The sequence below is a fragment of the Sporosarcina sp. FSL K6-1522 genome, assembly GCF_038622445.1.
Taxonomy (GTDB): Bacteria; Bacillota; Bacilli; order Bacillales_A; family Planococcaceae; genus Sporosarcina.
The window spans coordinates 1504384-1519749 of record NZ_CP152019.1; the positions used below are offsets into that span (position 1 = coordinate 1504384).

General features: G+C 44.5%; 14 protein-coding genes. 9 read left to right on the top strand and 5 right to left on the bottom strand.

Annotation, left to right across the window (positions count from 1 at the left end; translation table 11 throughout):
- The first annotated feature begins 5 nt into the window (after positions 1 to 5).
- Both MKY34_RS07370 and yhaM read left to right on the top strand, forming a co-directional pair.
- Positions 6 to 2888 carry an AAA family ATPase gene (locus MKY34_RS07370; protein ID WP_342514540.1) on the top strand — a complete coding sequence of 961 codons (2883 nt, stop codon included), beginning with the start codon at positions 6 to 8 and terminating at the stop codon, positions 2886 to 2888.
- 14 nt (positions 2889 to 2902) lie between these two features.
- Positions 2903 to 3841, top strand: a complete 939-nt coding sequence (gene yhaM, locus MKY34_RS07375) for a 3'-5' exoribonuclease YhaM (protein ID WP_342514541.1) — start codon at positions 2903 to 2905, stop codon at positions 3839 to 3841.
- A 134-nt stretch (positions 3842 to 3975) separates the two neighbouring features.
- Here the strand turns inward: yhaM and MKY34_RS07380 are convergent, their stop codons facing one another.
- The gene (locus tag MKY34_RS07380) at positions 3976 to 4887 is read right to left on the bottom strand and encodes a peptidylprolyl isomerase (protein WP_342514542.1); all 912 of its coding nucleotides are present in this window, start codon (positions 4885 to 4887) and stop codon (positions 3976 to 3978) included.
- 143 nt (positions 4888 to 5030) lie between these two features.
- Here MKY34_RS07380 and MKY34_RS07385 point away from each other — a divergent pair, with 143 nt between their 5' ends.
- Complete coding sequence (locus MKY34_RS07385) at positions 5031 to 5123, top strand: YjcZ family sporulation protein (protein ID WP_084212358.1); 93 nt, start codon at positions 5031 to 5033, stop codon at positions 5121 to 5123.
- A 199-nt stretch (positions 5124 to 5322) separates the two neighbouring features.
- On the opposite strand, the gene MKY34_RS07390 is transcribed toward MKY34_RS07385, so the two are convergent.
- The 4 genes from MKY34_RS07390 to MKY34_RS07405 all read right to left on the bottom strand — a co-directional run bounded on the left by MKY34_RS07390 (position 5323) and on the right by MKY34_RS07405 (position 7350).
- On the bottom strand, positions 5323 to 5508 hold the full coding sequence (locus tag MKY34_RS07390; RefSeq protein ID WP_342514543.1) for a hypothetical protein: 186 nt from the start codon (positions 5506 to 5508) through the stop codon (positions 5323 to 5325).
- A 61-nt stretch (positions 5509 to 5569) separates the two neighbouring features.
- Positions 5570 to 6136: an HTH-type transcriptional regulator Hpr gene (locus MKY34_RS07395; RefSeq protein WP_342514544.1), complete on the bottom strand. Its 567-nt coding sequence runs from the start codon at positions 6134 to 6136 to the stop codon at positions 5570 to 5572.
- Positions 6137 to 6275: 139 nt separating this feature from the next.
- Positions 6276 to 6641: a YtxH domain-containing protein gene (locus tag MKY34_RS07400; protein WP_342514545.1), complete on the bottom strand. Its 366-nt coding sequence runs from the start codon at positions 6639 to 6641 to the stop codon at positions 6276 to 6278.
- Positions 6642 to 6930: 289 nt separating this feature from the next.
- The gene (locus MKY34_RS07405; RefSeq protein ID WP_342514546.1) at positions 6931 to 7350 is read right to left on the bottom strand and encodes an HIT family protein; all 420 of its coding nucleotides are present in this window, start codon (positions 7348 to 7350) and stop codon (positions 6931 to 6933) included.
- A gap of 103 nt (positions 7351 to 7453) precedes the next feature.
- On the opposite strand from MKY34_RS07405, the gene MKY34_RS07410 reads away from it, so the two are divergent.
- The 6 genes from MKY34_RS07410 (at position 7454) to uvrA (ending at position 15308) form a co-directional block, all read left to right on the top strand.
- Complete coding sequence (locus tag MKY34_RS07410) at positions 7454 to 8203, top strand: ABC transporter ATP-binding protein (RefSeq protein ID WP_342514547.1); 750 nt, start codon at positions 7454 to 7456, stop codon at positions 8201 to 8203.
- The gene (locus tag MKY34_RS07415; protein ID WP_342514548.1) at positions 8187 to 9401 is read left to right on the top strand and encodes an ABC transporter permease; all 1215 of its coding nucleotides are present in this window, start codon (positions 8187 to 8189) and stop codon (positions 9399 to 9401) included. Before MKY34_RS07410 ends, MKY34_RS07415 begins: the two co-directional genes overlap by 17 nt.
- 142 nt (positions 9402 to 9543) lie before the next feature.
- Entirely contained in the window at positions 9544 to 9780 is a 237-nt protein-coding gene (locus tag MKY34_RS07420) for an IDEAL domain-containing protein (RefSeq protein WP_342514549.1), read from the top strand.
- 213 nt (positions 9781 to 9993) lie between these two features.
- Complete coding sequence (locus tag MKY34_RS07425; RefSeq protein ID WP_342514550.1) at positions 9994 to 10209, top strand: hypothetical protein; 216 nt, start codon at positions 9994 to 9996, stop codon at positions 10207 to 10209.
- A gap of 236 nt (positions 10210 to 10445) precedes the next feature.
- A complete protein-coding gene (uvrB, locus tag MKY34_RS07430) occupies positions 10446 to 12428 on the top strand; it encodes an excinuclease ABC subunit UvrB (protein WP_342514551.1) in 1983 nt (660 codons plus the stop codon).
- Between the two features lie 6 nt (positions 12429 to 12434).
- Entirely contained in the window at positions 12435 to 15308 is a 2874-nt protein-coding gene (gene uvrA, locus MKY34_RS07435) for an excinuclease ABC subunit UvrA (protein WP_342514552.1), read from the top strand.
- The last annotated feature ends 58 nt before the right edge of the window (positions 15309 to 15366 follow it).

Genomic DNA, 15366 nt, shown 5'->3' on the forward strand with positions numbered 1-15366 from the left:
GGTACGTGAAGATTGAGAAATTGCTGATTTACGGTTTTGGGCAACATGAAAATATCACAGTTGAATTAGGGCAGGGTATGACCGTTTTATATGGTTTGAATGAGGCTGGGAAAACGACGATTCAGCAATTTATCCTGCATATCTTATTCGGCTTTCCACAAAAAAACAACGCATTGCTACGCTATGAACCGAAGTCAGGGGGCAAGTATGGTGGGCAAGTGCATGTGTACGATGAGACATTTGGCCGTTGTATTGTTGAACGGGTGCGTGGAAAATCTGCTGGTGATGTCACCGTCTATTTTGAGGATGGCACGAGGGGCGGAGAAGAAGCGCTGAACAATCTACTGCGTCAGTACAATCGGGCTTCATTTGAATCCATATTCTCCTTCTCCCTATTGCAATTACAGGGCTTTGAGAGGATGGATGAGGAAGAGTTAAGCCGTACATTGCTTGCTTCGGGCACAACGGGTGTCGACTCGCTATTACAGCTTGAAAAGCAAATGGAAAAAGAGATGGGCGAGCTATTCAAAAAGTCGGGGCGCAATCCAGAGATGAACGTCAAGATTGCAGAGTTGCGCGACTTGGAGATGGAATTGAAGAACGAACAGACAAAAGTTGCCGAGTACGTCCCTGCAATTGAGCGCATTCAGCAAATTGATGGACGGCTGACAGCGTTGCGTGAACAGGGTAAGTCATTGCAGGAAGAGATACAACGGCTTGCACTCATTCGACAATCGCTTCCCCTTCATCATAAAAAGCAGCTATTGGAAAATCAGTTAATGGATTTACGAGTAGGAGAGTTTCCAGCGGATGGCATTCGACGTTACGAAACGCTTGCGGGAAAGCATACAGAAGCAGAAGTCGCTAAACGGCGAATGACGGAAGAGTTATCGGAGCTTGCTAGTCGCCTACCAGAGCGAGAAGAAGGAGAACGACTTGCGCAGCTCGAAAGTCTACTGGCTAAAGAGTCGGAGTGGCATAATTGGCGCACAGCAATGACTACAGCAGACGAGGAACAACGTCGCTTAACAGGTATAAAAATGCGCCTTTTTGACAGGCTTGGTATCAGTGGGGAAGCGCATGAAATGGCATTGATCCAGGCGGATGTTTCGCTTCGACAGGAAGAACAGATGCATGAATTGCTTGCCGGGCTGACCGAGTGCGATCGGCAAATCAGTTTTGCTGAACGGCAGTTGGTACAAATTGAACAGGATTTGCTAGAGACGGAGAATGCGCTTAGCAACATTGAGCGAACCGCACCTTCTGTAGCGGATAGGGAACGTGCAGAAGAGTGGCCAGCGATTCGGCAACGACTAGCTGAAGCAAAAGCTTATCTGGCATTCGGAGGACGTGCTGGGAATCAGCAGGCACTTGACCTACCGCTTATCCTTTTCCTGCTAGCAATTGCTTTCATCGTGTTTGGATTTTTACAGCAAGAGTGGTTTGTTGCCATCGCTGGTGTGATTGTTGGCGGTGTAGGGATCTTCCTTTATCTGAAAAAAGAGGTTGGACCGTCAAATGAGTCGACCATGCGAGAGATGGAAAAAGTCGTGGCTGCATATGATGGACAGGAACGGCAAATGGAAGAACTTATGCAACGCATGGATGTGTACAAGCGAAAACGAGAAGAGTTGCGCGAAACGTTTAGTCTATACGAAGAAAAGTATCGAGTAGCGGAAGCGACGCTCAATCAAACGCATCATGAGCGTCAGCAAATGGAGGCTGAACTAACACAGTTTTTACAACGCTATGGTTTTGACGGTTTCCCATCGCCGACCATTATACCTGAATTATTCCGCATGATTCGAGAGGTGCAGGAAGTAGTACGGGATGTAGAAGATAGCAAGAGTCGTCAACAGACTGCACGGCATGCCATCGACAAACGAATGGTGCAGGCGGAGCAGGCGTTGCAAAAAATGGTGCCTGAAGAGGCGATGTATGAGATGCTGAGAAGGGAATTTATGCAACTGGGAGAGCATGCGGAGGCGGTTAAATCCTTGACTGGACAGATGGAACGACTTGAAGCGGCAGTCAAAGAGAAGGCTAGTCTTGTTGAATCGTTGCACATACAAGTCCAGACGTTATGGGCAGAAGCAGGCGTGGAGACGGAAGAAGGGTTCTATCATGCTTTCGATGCGCATCAGCAACAACGTCTCTTAACAGAACAGCTGGATGCGATTAGCGAGCAATTTGCTATGCATCCCGCGATTGAAGTGCCAGCCGATGTGTCAGAAGACCGCCTCGTAGCGCAAATATCTACTAATGAGGAAGTACGTGTAGCCATCGATGGAGAGCTAACGATGCTGACCGATGAAAAGGCAGCGCTTGTCCATAAAACCGAGCATTTGCTCACGGATGAGACGTTGAGTGCAAAACGCCAACTGTTTGAAATGAAAAAAGCAGAACTTGCGGAGCTTGCGAAAAAGTGGTCTGCACGCAAAGCGCTTGCTGAAGCTATTCGACGAACAATGGCGGAATTAAAAGAGAAGAAATTGCCAGAAGTATTGCGGGCTGCCGAGAAAATGTTTAGCGAACTGACAGCTGGCAAATATGAATCACTAGTCGTAACAGAAGCCGGGCGCTTTGAAGTCGTATCTGCGGAAGGTCTGCGTTATCCAATTGGCGAATTGAGCCAAGCAACGAAAGAACAGGCCTACATCTCATTACGTCTGTCACTTGCAGCCTCTGTTATGGAGACGGCTCCTTTTCCAATCATTATGGATGACCCATTTGTACACTTTGACAGCGAGCGTCTTTCGCGTATGATTAATGTATTGGATAAATTGCAACATCAACATCAATTCCTTTATTTTACATGTCATGAGACAATAAAAACGCAGTGGACACATGCAGCAATTATACAGGTTTCCGACATCGGAAACGGATAGGGGGTAAGCAGTGTATGAAAAAAATCGCTGACTATAAAGCAGGAGAACCGGTAGATTTGTACTTGCTCATTAAGCAAGCAACGAAGGGCGTTACAACGCAAGGAAGCCCATTCATGACACTCATTTTACAGGATAAAAGCGGTGATATTGAAGCGAAGTTATGGGATACGAAAGAAGAGCATGAGAAAACTTACGTGGGGGCATCCATTGTTAAAGTAGGCGGAGAAGTGCATGAATATCGTGGGAAAAACCAGCTACGTATTAAGAGCATACGCCCGATTAAGGAAGACGAAGGGATCTCGATTGCGGATCTTGTTCCATCATCGGCTAAAAGCAAAGAAGTGCTGTATGAGGAGCTGATGCAATATTTCTTTGAAATGAAGAATCCACAAATTCAACGCATTACGCGTCATTTATTGAAAAAGCACCAAGCGGCTTTCATGACGTATCCAGCAGCGACGAAAAATCATCATGATTATGTGTCAGGGCTGATTGACCATGTTGTGTCCATGCTGAAATTGGGCAAAGCACTTGCCGATTTGTATCCGTCACTCAATAAGGATTTGTTGTATGCGGGGATTATTTTGCATGATATCGGAAAAGTGATTGAACTATCAGGCCCAGTCGGCACGCAATATACGATTGAAGGAAATTTGCTTGGCCATATTACCATTATGGTGACGGAAATTTCGAAAGCGGCGGATGAGCTTGAAATCGCTGGCGAAGAAGTGATGTTGCTGCAACATATGGTGTTGTCTCATCACGGGAAAGAAGAGTGGGGCAGCCCGAAACGACCGATGCTGAAAGAAGCAGAAATCCTGCATTACATCGACAATATTGATGCGAAGATGAACATGCTAGATCGGGCGCTTGGTAAAGCGGAACCAGGTGAATTTACAGAGCGTATTTTCCCACTGGATAATCGCTCGTTTTATAAGCCAGGAATTGAATGAATCGAACTGTAAAAACTCCAAGGGACAGCGGGTCTCTTGGAGTTTTTACGTTTTAATTATAAGAAAAGCGCAAGCACCTGTTCAGTCCAGACAATAAAAAAAACAGGCCCAAGAGCTCGGCCTGTTCATCATCATTATTTTTCTTTTGTTTCTTTTTCTTCTTTATCTGCTTCTTTTTCATCTTTAGCAAGGAACATGTCAAGAGCGGCTTTCAACTCTTCGTCCGTCACTTTCACGTCAGCGTCTTTCATAAGCTTGCCGACTTTTTCAATAATCGTGTTTGGATCTGCTTTTTCAAAGCGGATTTCTTCACGAATTTTTTCTGTGTCATCCTTCGTTGCTTGCGCTTCTGCTGCTTTCCCTTTTGCAGTTACTTCGATGATGTGGAAGCCGTGCTCAGATTGGACAGGCTCACTAATTGTGTTCAATTCTAGAGCGTAAGCGCCGTTCCAAAATTCAGCTACCATTGCGCCGTAGCCGAATGTTCCAAGGTCACCGCCAGTATCTTTAGCAGCTTCTTCAGTTGAAAATTCTTTAGCAACTTCAGCGAAGTCAGCACCTTCTTCTAGCTTCTTCTTCACTTCAAGTGCTGTTTCTTCGTCAGCAAGTAGAACGTGTCTTGCTGTCAATTCTGTATTCATCTCTTCGATGCGTTTATCCACTTCTTTATCTGATACTTCAACGCCATCCACTAGTGCTTTTTCTTGTAGCAGGTTGAGGCGCATCATTTCTGTGAAGCTTTCTGTTGTATGACCTTGTTGCACTAAGTACATGTCAAACTGCTCGCCGAGTTGTTCTTTTGCTTTATCGACTTCTGCTTTTACTTCTTTGTCTGTCACTGTGTACTTGTCAGCAAGTACTTTTTCAATAGCCATAAGTTGAAGTGTGTTTTCACCGATTGTTTCTTTCATTTTCTCATAAAGTTCTGTTTGTGTAATGTCTCCAGCTTTTGATGTAAGGATGACTTCCCCTTCACTTTTATCGCTACATGCTGAAAGCGCAAGAACGGATGCCGCCATTGTAAGTGCTAAAACCGTTTTTTTCATGTAATTGTCTCCCCTAACTTTTGTCTATAACAGTAGATACTATATCATAAAAACGCCCCTAAAACAAAAAGGTTCCCGGATAATTTGCCCATAACGGTTTGAAAAATACGCATAGGATATTAAGAGAGAGAGGGGGTGCTCCAATGAGCGGATATAATCAAGGTTCTTCGGGCTTTGCATTGATTGTTGTGTTGTTCATCCTGTTAATCATTGTCGGTGCAGCCTACTTGTACTAAAAAACAGCTGGTAAGAAGCAGTTTGAGCTCCTAGATGCTGGAGCCTAAACGAAAAGAAAAGTCCATTTCCCTTCGCGGGGAGATGGACTTTTGTCGTCTAGACTCCGGGCGCCAGATGCTCGGCGCACAAATCGCCTCACAGCCGGTTTGTCTTATGCCTACCGAATCTAAACAGGTGCCCTACGCTTTTGTACATGCCTTACACACTTAAAAGGACTTCGACGTAAAAGGATAAAATCAGTATTGTGACGAGAATGTTTACGGTTTTGTATATTTTGGGTTGCTTTTCCTCGGGGATTTCCCGTGATTCACAAAGTGCGTATGTCATTTTGTTGATTTGGAATAAGTAAAACAGTGAAAATAGAACTGTAATGATAAGGATCAAGTCCATCCCTCCTTCGAATCGTTCCAAAATCATCATAGCAAAAAAACGTCCTGAATTGAAATTATTTTTCTTGAGCGCTCAATAGGGGCGAATCTTGGTTAGATTCCTCAAACGTATCTTCGATGTTTTTGAAGCCGCGTTCGAAGATTTCCATAAAGTCTTCCCCATAAATGTTACGAATAACGGACATGACTTCCAAGAATTCAGGGAATTTTCCGTAGAGATCTTTGATTGGGAGGGAGCCGTCTAAAATCCCGTGCTCTGTATTATAGTAGTTTTCGTTCATTTCAATTAATAATTGTTCGCCTTTTTCGGTGACGGAAACGTATGTATTACGGCGGTCATCTTCTTTTTTATAAAAATATAAGTACTCACGTTGTTCTAGCTTCTTTGAAAAGTTGAAGGCTGTGGATACGTGCATGACGCCAAATTTAGCGACGTCGGAAATCGTAGCACCTTGAAGATGGTAAGCAATCCATAAGATATGGTGTTCATTAATATTCAAATCATAAGGTTTGATCCACTTTTGCCAATCTTTTTCGACCGCTTTCCAAAGCGCTTTCGACATCTGCGCAACACGTTGGCTAAAGATCATTGCTTCTTTTGGGGAAAACTGTTTCTCCGACATTGGAGGCACCTACTTTCTATCATTTTATGATTCCTTTATTATAGCAGGAAAGCAACAAATAAAAAAGTTAGAATTGCATAAAAACTTTAAAAGAGATAATAAAATCAATCACACCGAGGCGTGATTGATAGACGTTTCATTATGGTTTTTGTTGTGCAGCAAGCGTTTGTTCAAGTTCTTCGAGTGCTGTTTGGATGGCAGCAATTTCAGTTTCCAGTCGGGCTTTGTTTGGCTCCGTTAATTGTTGCCACTCTTCGATGGATCCTTTAATGTCATCGATTGTTGCAGGAACAGTTAGTTTTGCTTCTTTTGTTAAGTGGGAGACTGATTCTTTGAGGTCTGCTACTTTGCTTTTAACATCTTTGAATTTTGCTTTCATGTCAGTTGAAGCGCTTTTAACGGATGTTCGGAGTTCGCTTCCTGATTGTGGAGTTGAATAGAGTACGGCAATGGCAGCAGCGATTGAGCCTGTTGCTAGCCCGATTAGAAATGTGGATGCTTTCATCGTATTAGCCCCTTTCTTTGCGGTTAGTATACCTGTTAGTAGTTTAATTAAACCATGCTTATTGTGGAACGGCAATAAAGAAAATCATTATAAACTGAATAACTAAAAAGCTTTGCGTGAGTAGACGAAAAGCTTTTTAGTCATATATGTTGAACGGGAAAAACTTCCTAGACACCGCTCGGCGACCGCTTGTAAGGCGCCTTCGCTAGAGATTAGTGAAAATCATAAGTTCCATTTATAGAGTGAAAACTTTTTTCAACAGGCGGGTATACACTGCACAATCTACCTGTTAGATATGCTTCCGGATGCCTGCCGCAATTTCCGTGAGAGTTGCTGCGGGGAATAGTGATTCCTTTGTGTCAAAAGTTGGTTGGAAGCCGTCTGTTTCATCATAACGTGGGATGAAGTGCAGATGGAAGTGGAAGACGGCTTGCCCAGCGAAAGCTTCGTTATTTTGCAGTAAGTTCATGCCAGCAGGTTTGAATTCTGCTTTGATAGCATTGGCGATTTTGGGTGCTGCTGCAAATAGACGCGCTGCTTCTTCTTCGTTCATTTCATAAAGATTTTCACGATGTGTTTTCGGGACGAGGAGGACATGTCCTTTTGTTACAGGCAAAATATCCATAAATGCGAGTACATGCTCGTCCTCATAAACTTTCGTGCTTGGAATGGTTCCGTCGATGATTTTACAAAAAATACAATCTGTCATTATGGCACATCCTTTCATGAATGAGACAAGTGTAGCATATTTTGAACAGTGAGCATTTCAAACCGTTTTTTGTTAAAATGAAAAGCAGAATGGAGGACTGAATATGACGATTCTTGAAGTAAAAGATGTAACTGGCGGCTATACACGTAAACCTGTCCTGCATGAATTATCATTTTCAATTGGTAAAGGTGAACTGGTAGGGTTGATAGGCCTAAATGGAGCTGGAAAAAGTACGACGATTAAACATATTATTGGATTAATGAATCCGCATCAAGGTGAAATTCGTGTCAATGGTGTGACATTTAGTGAGGATTCTGAAGCGTATCGCAAGGCGTTTACATATATTCCAGAAACGCCGATTCTCTACGAGGAGTTGACGTTGCGAGAGCATCTTGAGCTAACGGCAATGGCATATGGGGTGGAGAAGGAGCAATTTGACGTGCGTGCTGAAATGTTGTTGAAGGAATTTCGCATGGAAAAGCGCTTGAATTGGTTCCCTGCTCACTTTTCAAAAGGGATGCGTCAAAAAGTCATGATCATGTGTGCATTTCTCGTTAATCCTTCGTTGTACATTATCGACGAACCGTTTGTTGGACTAGATCCAATCGGGATTAAGTCGTTGCTTGAACAGATGACGGAGCGGACGGGGAATGGCGCTTCTGTTTTAATGTCGACGCATGTGTTGTCAACGGCGGAAAAGTATTGTGATCGAATCATTTTATTGCACGAGGGACGGGTGCGCGTAGCGGGAACGATGGAGGACTTACGGAAAGCGTTTGGACGTCCAGGGGCTTCGCTCGATGATTTGTATATTGCGATGACAGAGGAAACCGATAATGAACAATTTGCGTGATATATGGGGGGCTCGGTTCGTCCACTACATGACCGAGCTTCAAAAATATATGAAGTATGTCATTACGGGGCATTTGGCGATTGTGCTCGTGTTTACGATGGGCGCTGGGGCCTATGCTTACAGCGAATGGTTGAAGGAAGTGTCAGTAGATTTTCCCGCAGCGATTCTGGCAGCGGTCGTCATTGCAGGCGCACTTGCCTATTCGCCGATTGTGACGCTATTGAAGCCAGCGGATACGGTTTATTTTCTACCGTTGGAACACAAGCTAGATAGCTATTTAAAGCGGGCGATAAGTTGGACGCTATTTTCTCAATTGGTTTTGCCACTTGGACTGTATGTCGTTGCGCTACCGCTGTTAGCTGCAACTGAGACAGGCTCCAAGGAAATTTTTATCGGTCTTGCGATTGGCATTGTCATTTTGAAATGGTTGTTCGTAGATATTGAGTATTCTTTCCGTCATGCACGGAGCGGCGCGGGTATCTGGGGAGATCGTGCGGTTCGTTTTCTAGTGGCGGCATTGCTGATTTATAGTTGGTTCCATGCCTATTTGTACGTGGTCGTAGGCAGTATAATTGTCCTCGGTATTTACAGTATTTATTGGCGAAAAATCAAAAATAGTAAACCATTCCCATACGATCATTTTATCGAGGTTGAACAAAATCGGATGATGCGTTTTTATCGGTTTGCGAATTATTTTACGGACGTACCTCATTTGAAGGGATCGGTTAGTAGAAGAGGTTGGCTACGAGCGTTCATGACCACACCGGTATTTGGTAGGACAGTAGCGCAATCTTATCTGATTAAGCGGACATTCCTTCGCACAGACGATATTTTTTGGCTATGGGTGAGATTAACAGTTCTCTCGATGCTAGGCGCATTGTTTATTCCATTCCCAATCGTTGCGTTCATTTTTGCGGGAGCGTTGGCGTTTGCTTCTGCCGTACAACTCATTCATGCATTGCGCGCAGGTGACGACTTCCGTATGGACATGCTGTTTCCTGAGCGGGAGGAAATTCGCCCGTCTGCGATTCGAAAAATGGTCCGCACAGTGCAATGGATTCAAGCGGTGGCGGTGATGGTGGCGGCAGTGTATTTGTATGGCTTAACGATTACACCTGTTGTGATAGGGGCGATTGTCTTAATTATTTCCGAAGCGACGATAAGGTTGACCGGAGAAAAAAAAGAAATCTATGATTGAAGTGTTTCCTTTTGTAGCACAGATGGTAGCGTTTTCAATAGAACCTAAAAAATAAATAAATAAAAATAGAATATTCGAAAAATCCTTGCAACTTACCCCGGAAATTAGATATAATAAATAAAAGGCATTAGGGGTGAGTGAGATGGAAAACAATTATTCATATGCCGAGTTCTTAAAAGCCGTTGGGAAAAATAGTTCTGCATTACAGGCAGAGAAACTGTTGAATGATATTTACATGGATCTTTTTTTAAAGCATATCCATCGCGAACAAACGAAGGAACGACTCATGGAATTGATCGACCTTTCACTTGATAACCGGGACGAACAGAAATTTCGTACGTACGTGGATAGCCTAGCTAAATTGGAAGAGCACGCCTAATAGACAAAAACGCTGCATGAACGATGTGCAGCGTTTTTTATTTTGTAGAGATATGGAAGAGTTGGAGGTGGGGGACGCAAAGTCGGTGTGGGTTCGCGCAAAGAGAGCTCCGAAGCGCGCAAAGTCGGTGTGCAACCGCGCAAAGAGAGCTCCGAAGCGCGCAAAGTCGGTGTGTAACCGCGCAAAGAGAGCTCCGAAGCGCGCAAAGTAGAGGTGCAACCGCGCAAAGAGAGCTTCGAAGCGCGCAAAGTCGGTGTGCAACTGCGCAAAGGGAGTTCCGAACAGCGCAAAGTCGGTGTGCAACCGCGCAAAGAGAGCTCCGAAGCGCGCAAAGTCGGTGTGCAACCGCGCAAAGAGAGCTTCGAAGCGCGCAAAGTCGGTGTGCAACCGCGCAAAGAGAGTGCCGAAGCGCGCAAAGTAGACGTGTAACCGCGCAAAGAGAGCTCCGAAGCGCGCAAAGTCGGTGTGCAACCGCGCAAAGAGAGTGCCGAACAGCGCAAAGTGGGCGGGCATACCACGCAAAGACATCGCCCTTACACTTGTCCTCAATTGCTTCGCGTCATGAAATATATCTAAAAAACGTACGTTCGTTTTTATTCGTGAAAAGAAGGGGAATATGATAAAATAAAATCAATTCAATGCAATTCTTCTTGGGAGGGTGTTCGATGGTCCAAAAATTTAATTTGCAAGCTCCCTACACACCACAAGGCGATCAGCCATCTGCCATTAAGCAGCTTGTCGATGGCTTGAATAGGGGAGAGAAACACCAAACGTTACTAGGTGCAACAGGGACTGGGAAGACATTTACAGTTTCGAACGTCGTCAAAGAAGTTAACAAACCGACATTGGTCATCGCCCACAACAAAACGTTGGCGGGCCAATTATATAGTGAGTTTAAAGAGTTTTTTCCGGACAATGCAGTGGAATACTTTGTCAGCTACTATGACTATTACCAACCAGAGGCCTATGTGCCACATACAGATACATTTATTGAAAAAGATGCCAGTATCAATGATGAAATTGATAAGCTTCGCCATTCCGCGACGTCCGCGTTATTTGAACGTAATGACGTTCTCATCGTCGCGTCCGTTTCCTGTATTTACGGCTTAGGTTCGCCGGAGGAGTATCGAGAAATGGTCGTTTCGCTTCGCACGGGGATGGAAATCGGCCGTAACGAATTGCTGCGTAAATTTGTCGACATTCAATATGAGCGTAATGATATTAGCTTCACACGCGGTACGTTCCGAGTCAGAGGGGATGTTGTGGAACTATTCCCGGCCTCACGTGATGAACGCTGTATGCGCATCGAATTTTTTGGCGATGAAATCGACCGGATTCGTGAAGTGGATGCGCTGACGGGAGAAATTCTCGGGGAACGCGATCATATCGCTATATTCCCAGCCTCTCACTTCGTTACACGCGAAGAGAAGATGGTGAAAGCGATTGCGAATATTGAATTGGAATTAGAAGAACGCTTAACGGAACTACGCGGCGAGGACAAGTTATTGGAAGCGCAGCGTCTTGAGCAACGGACACGCTATGATCTGGAAATGATGCGAGAAATGGGTTTCTGTTCGGGCATTGAAAACTATTCCCGCCATCTAACACTGCGTCCTGCTGGTGCGACACCGTATACGCTACTCGATTATTTCCCAGACGATTTTCTCATCGTTGTCGATGAAAGTCATGTGTCATTGCCACAAATTAGGGGTATGTTTAATGGTGACCAGGCCCGGAAAAATGTGCTCGTTGAACACGGTTTTCGACTGCCTTCTGCGCTCGACAATCGGCCACTTACTTTTACAGAATTTGAAGGCCATGTGAAAGAAGCCATCTATGTTTCAGCAACACCTGGTCCTTATGAAATGGAGCATACGCCTGAAATGGTGGAGCAAATTATTCGACCAACGGGACTGCTAGATCCGACGATTGATATCCGCCCAATTGAGGGGCAAATTGACGATTTAATCGATGAAATTAACGAGCGCATTAAAAAGAACGAGCGTGTGCTCATTACGACTTTAACGAAAAAAATGTCAGAGGACTTGACGGATTATTTAAAGGATATCGGTATCAAAGTGCAATACTTGCATTCCGAAGTGAAGACGCTGGAACGGATAGAGATTATTCGGGAATTACGGCTCGGTACGTATGATGTCCTTGTTGGTATCAACTTGCTGCGAGAAGGGATCGATATTCCAGAAGTATCGCTTGTGACGATTTTGGATGCAGATAAGGAAGGTTTCCTACGTTCGGAGCGAGCGCTTATTCAAACAATTGGACGGGCGGCACGGAACTCGAACGGCCATGTCATCATGTATGCGGATCGCATGACCGACTCAATGACGAAAGCGATTGACGAAACGCAACGTCGCCGTGATATTCAGATTGCTTACAATGAAAAACATGGCATCACACCGACAACCATTAAGAAAGAAGTACGCGATGTCATCCGTGCAACACAAGTTGCAGAGGAAGCTGTATCCTATGTCGAAAAAGTGACGCAAGGCAAGAAGTTGACGAAAGACGAGAAAGCAGCTCTGCTAATCAGCCTTGAAAAAGAGATGAAAGAAGCGGCGAAAGCACTCGACTTTGAACGTGCTGCGGAACTGCGGGATACGATTTTGGAATTGAAGGCGGAAAGGTGAAGATATATGAAAAATAAGGAAATTGTTATACAAGGTGCTCGCGCACATAATTTAAAAAATATTGACGTCAATATTCCGCGAGATAAACTAGTCGTGATGACAGGTCTCTCGGGCTCTGGAAAATCTTCGCTCGCTTTTGACACGATTTATGCGGAAGGGCAGCGAAGATATGTTGAATCATTATCGGCTTATGCACGCCAGTTTTTAGGGCAGATGGACAAGCCGGATGTCGATGTGATTGAGGGCTTATCACCTGCAATTTCCATCGATCAGAAGACGACGAGTCGCAACCCGCGTTCAACGGTTGGAACGGTGACGGAAATTTACGACTACCTGCGCCTGCTCTATGCACGAGTTGGGAAACCTATCTGTCCGGTTCATGGCACAGAGATTTCATCCCAAACGATTGAGCAGATGGTGGATCGTCTGATGGAATTGCCAGAACGCTCACGTATCCAAGTATTGGCACCAGTCGTTTCAGGCCGTAAAGGGACACATGTAAAATTAATCGAAGATATTAAAAAGCAAGGTTATGTTCGAATTCGGGTAAATGGAGACATAATCGATTTGGACGATAATATCGAGTTGAATAAAAACAAGAAGCATAATATAGAAGTTGTCATTGACCGGATTGTGATGAAGGAAGACATTGCTGCGCGTTTAAGTGATTCTTTGGAATCGGCATTGCGTTTAGCGGAAGGTACCGTTCTAATTGACGTCATTGACGGCGAAGAAATGTTGTTCAGTGAACATCATGCCTGTCCGTTATGCGGATTTTCAATTGGTGAGTTAGAGCCGCGCATGTTTTCATTCAACAGTCCATTTGGTGCTTGTCAGGAATGTGATGGGCTCGGCACGAAGCAAGAAGTCGATCCAGATCTGATCATTCCAGATCCATCGCGTACGTTAGCAGAACATGCCATTGCGCCATGGGAACCGACCAGTTCACAATATTATCCGGAATTGTTGAAAACAGTAGCTAATCACTTTGGCATTGCGATGGATGTACCAGTTAGTGAATTACCAGACGATGAGCTGGATAAAATATTGCATGGTTCAAAAGATGAAAAAATCCGCTTCCGATACACAAACGAATTTGGTGGCACACGTGATAGCAATATTTATTTTGAAGGAGTTCTGGCGAATATCGAACGTCGCTTTAAAGAAACTTCCTCCGATTATATTCGTGAACAAATGGAGAAATACATGGCGCAACAGCCTTGTCCAACCTGTGCGGGGTACCGATTGAAGGAAGAGACACTCGCTGTCAAAGTGGATGGTGTTCATATCGGGAAAGTAACAGAGTTATCGATTGTTGAGGCAGACAAGTTTTTCAAAAATCTTCAACTGTCCGAAAAAGATGCCCAAATTGCCAAGCTAATTTTACGTGAAATCGATGAGCGACTTGGCTTTCTCATTAACGTTGGCCTCGATTATTTGACGCTATCAAGAGCGGCGGGAACGTTGTCTGGCGGAGAAGCGCAGCGGATTCGACTGGCAACGCAAATTGGTTCGAGGCTGACAGGCGTGCTCTATATTTTAGATGAGCCGTCCATTGGGTTGCATCAGCGTGATAATGACCGCTTAATCGGTACGTTGCAAAGCATGCGCGATATCGGTAATACGCTCATCGTTGTTGAACATGATGAGGATACGATGATGGCTGCCGATTATTTAATCGATATTGGACCAGGCGCAGGTGTGGAGGGTGGCGAGATTGTAGCTGCTGGACCACCTGACCAAGTGATGAATGATCCGAAGTCGTTAACCGGCCAATATTTAAGTGGCAAGAAGTTTATCCCGCTACCATTGGAGCGACGGAAAGCGGACGGTCGAAAAATCGTCATCAAAGGTGCTTCTGAAAACAATTTAAAAAACGTCAACGTGGATATTCCACTTGGCCAGTTTATAGCCGTTACAGGTGTATCAGGATCAGGGAAAAGTACGTTGATCAATGAAGTACTTTATAAAGTGTTGGCACAGAAACTGAATCGTTCGAAACAGAAGCCAGGCCAATTTAAATCTGTGACCGGTCTTGAAGAACTCGAAAAAGTCATTGAAATAGACCAATCCCCAATTGGACGGACACCAAGATCGAATCCGGCAACATATACAGGGATGTTTGACGATGTGCGAGATGTCTATGCATCGACAAACGAAGCGAAAGTACGAGGCTATAAAAAAGGACGTTTCAGTTTCAATGTCAAAGGTGGACGCTGTGAAGCGTGTCGCGGCGACGGCATTATTAAAATCGAGATGCATTTTTTACCGGATGTGTACGTACCTTGTGAAGTATGTCATGGAAAACGCTACAACCGCGAAACGCTTGAAGTGACGTATAAAGGGAAGAATATAGCAGACGTCCTGGAGATGACAGTTGAAGATGGCCTCGTGTTTTTTGAGAATATCCCGAAAATCAGCCGTAAGCTGCAAACAATTGTGGATGTAGGACTAGGTTATATTCAATTAGGGCAACCTGCAACAACCTTGTCAGGTGGAGAAGCGCAACGAGTGAAACTAGCTTCTGAACTCCATAAACGGTCAAATGGCAAATCATTTTATATTCTAGATGAACCGACGACGGGCTTGCATGTGCATGACATCGCCAAGTTATTGATTGTTTTGCAACGGCTTGTAGATACTGGTAACACAGTGCTAGTCATTGAACATAATTTGGATGTCATTAAAACTGTGGACCATATTATTGATTTAGGGCCTGAAGGAGGAGACAAAGGAGGACAAATTATCGCTACGGGTACACCGGAAAAAATTGCGCAGTCTGAGCTTTCGTATACGGGACATTATTTACAACCTATTCTTGAACGAGATCGCGGGCGGATGGCCACGCAAATCGAGGAAGCCGAAAATCGAGTGGAATGAAACTTTTTTCAATATGATTCGTATATATAACTAACACAACGGAGTAATCCGCACACTG

Bases quoted from the DNA above. Each gene is read 5' to 3' on its own strand.
- yhaM (WP_342514541.1), top strand. From the start codon at position 2,903: ATGAAAAAAATCGCTGACTATAAAGCAGGAGAACCGGTAGATTTGTAC.
- MKY34_RS07380 (WP_342514542.1), bottom strand. From the start codon at position 4,887: ATGAAAAAAACGGTTTTAGCACTTACAATGGCGGCATCCGTTCTTGCG.
- MKY34_RS07385 (WP_084212358.1), top strand. From the start codon at position 5,031: ATGAGCGGATATAATCAAGGTTCTTCGGGCTTTGCATTGATTGTTGTG.
- MKY34_RS07395 (WP_342514544.1), bottom strand. From the start codon at position 6,136: ATGTCGGAGAAACAGTTTTCCCCAAAAGAAGCAATGATCTTTAGCCAA.
- MKY34_RS07400 (WP_342514545.1), bottom strand. From the start codon at position 6,641: ATGAAAGCATCCACATTTCTAATCGGGCTAGCAACAGGCTCAATCGCT.
- MKY34_RS07405 (WP_342514546.1), bottom strand. From the start codon at position 7,350: ATGACAGATTGTATTTTTTGTAAAATCATCGACGGAACCATTCCAAGC.
- MKY34_RS07410 (WP_342514547.1), top strand. From the start codon at position 7,454: ATGACGATTCTTGAAGTAAAAGATGTAACTGGCGGCTATACACGTAAA.
- MKY34_RS07415 (WP_342514548.1), top strand. From the start codon at position 8,187: ATGAACAATTTGCGTGATATATGGGGGGCTCGGTTCGTCCACTACATG.
- MKY34_RS07420 (WP_342514549.1), top strand. From the start codon at position 9,544: ATGGAAAACAATTATTCATATGCCGAGTTCTTAAAAGCCGTTGGGAAA.
- uvrB (WP_342514551.1), top strand. From the start codon at position 10,446: ATGGTCCAAAAATTTAATTTGCAAGCTCCCTACACACCACAAGGCGAT.
- uvrA (WP_342514552.1), top strand. From the start codon at position 12,435: ATGAAAAATAAGGAAATTGTTATACAAGGTGCTCGCGCACATAATTTA.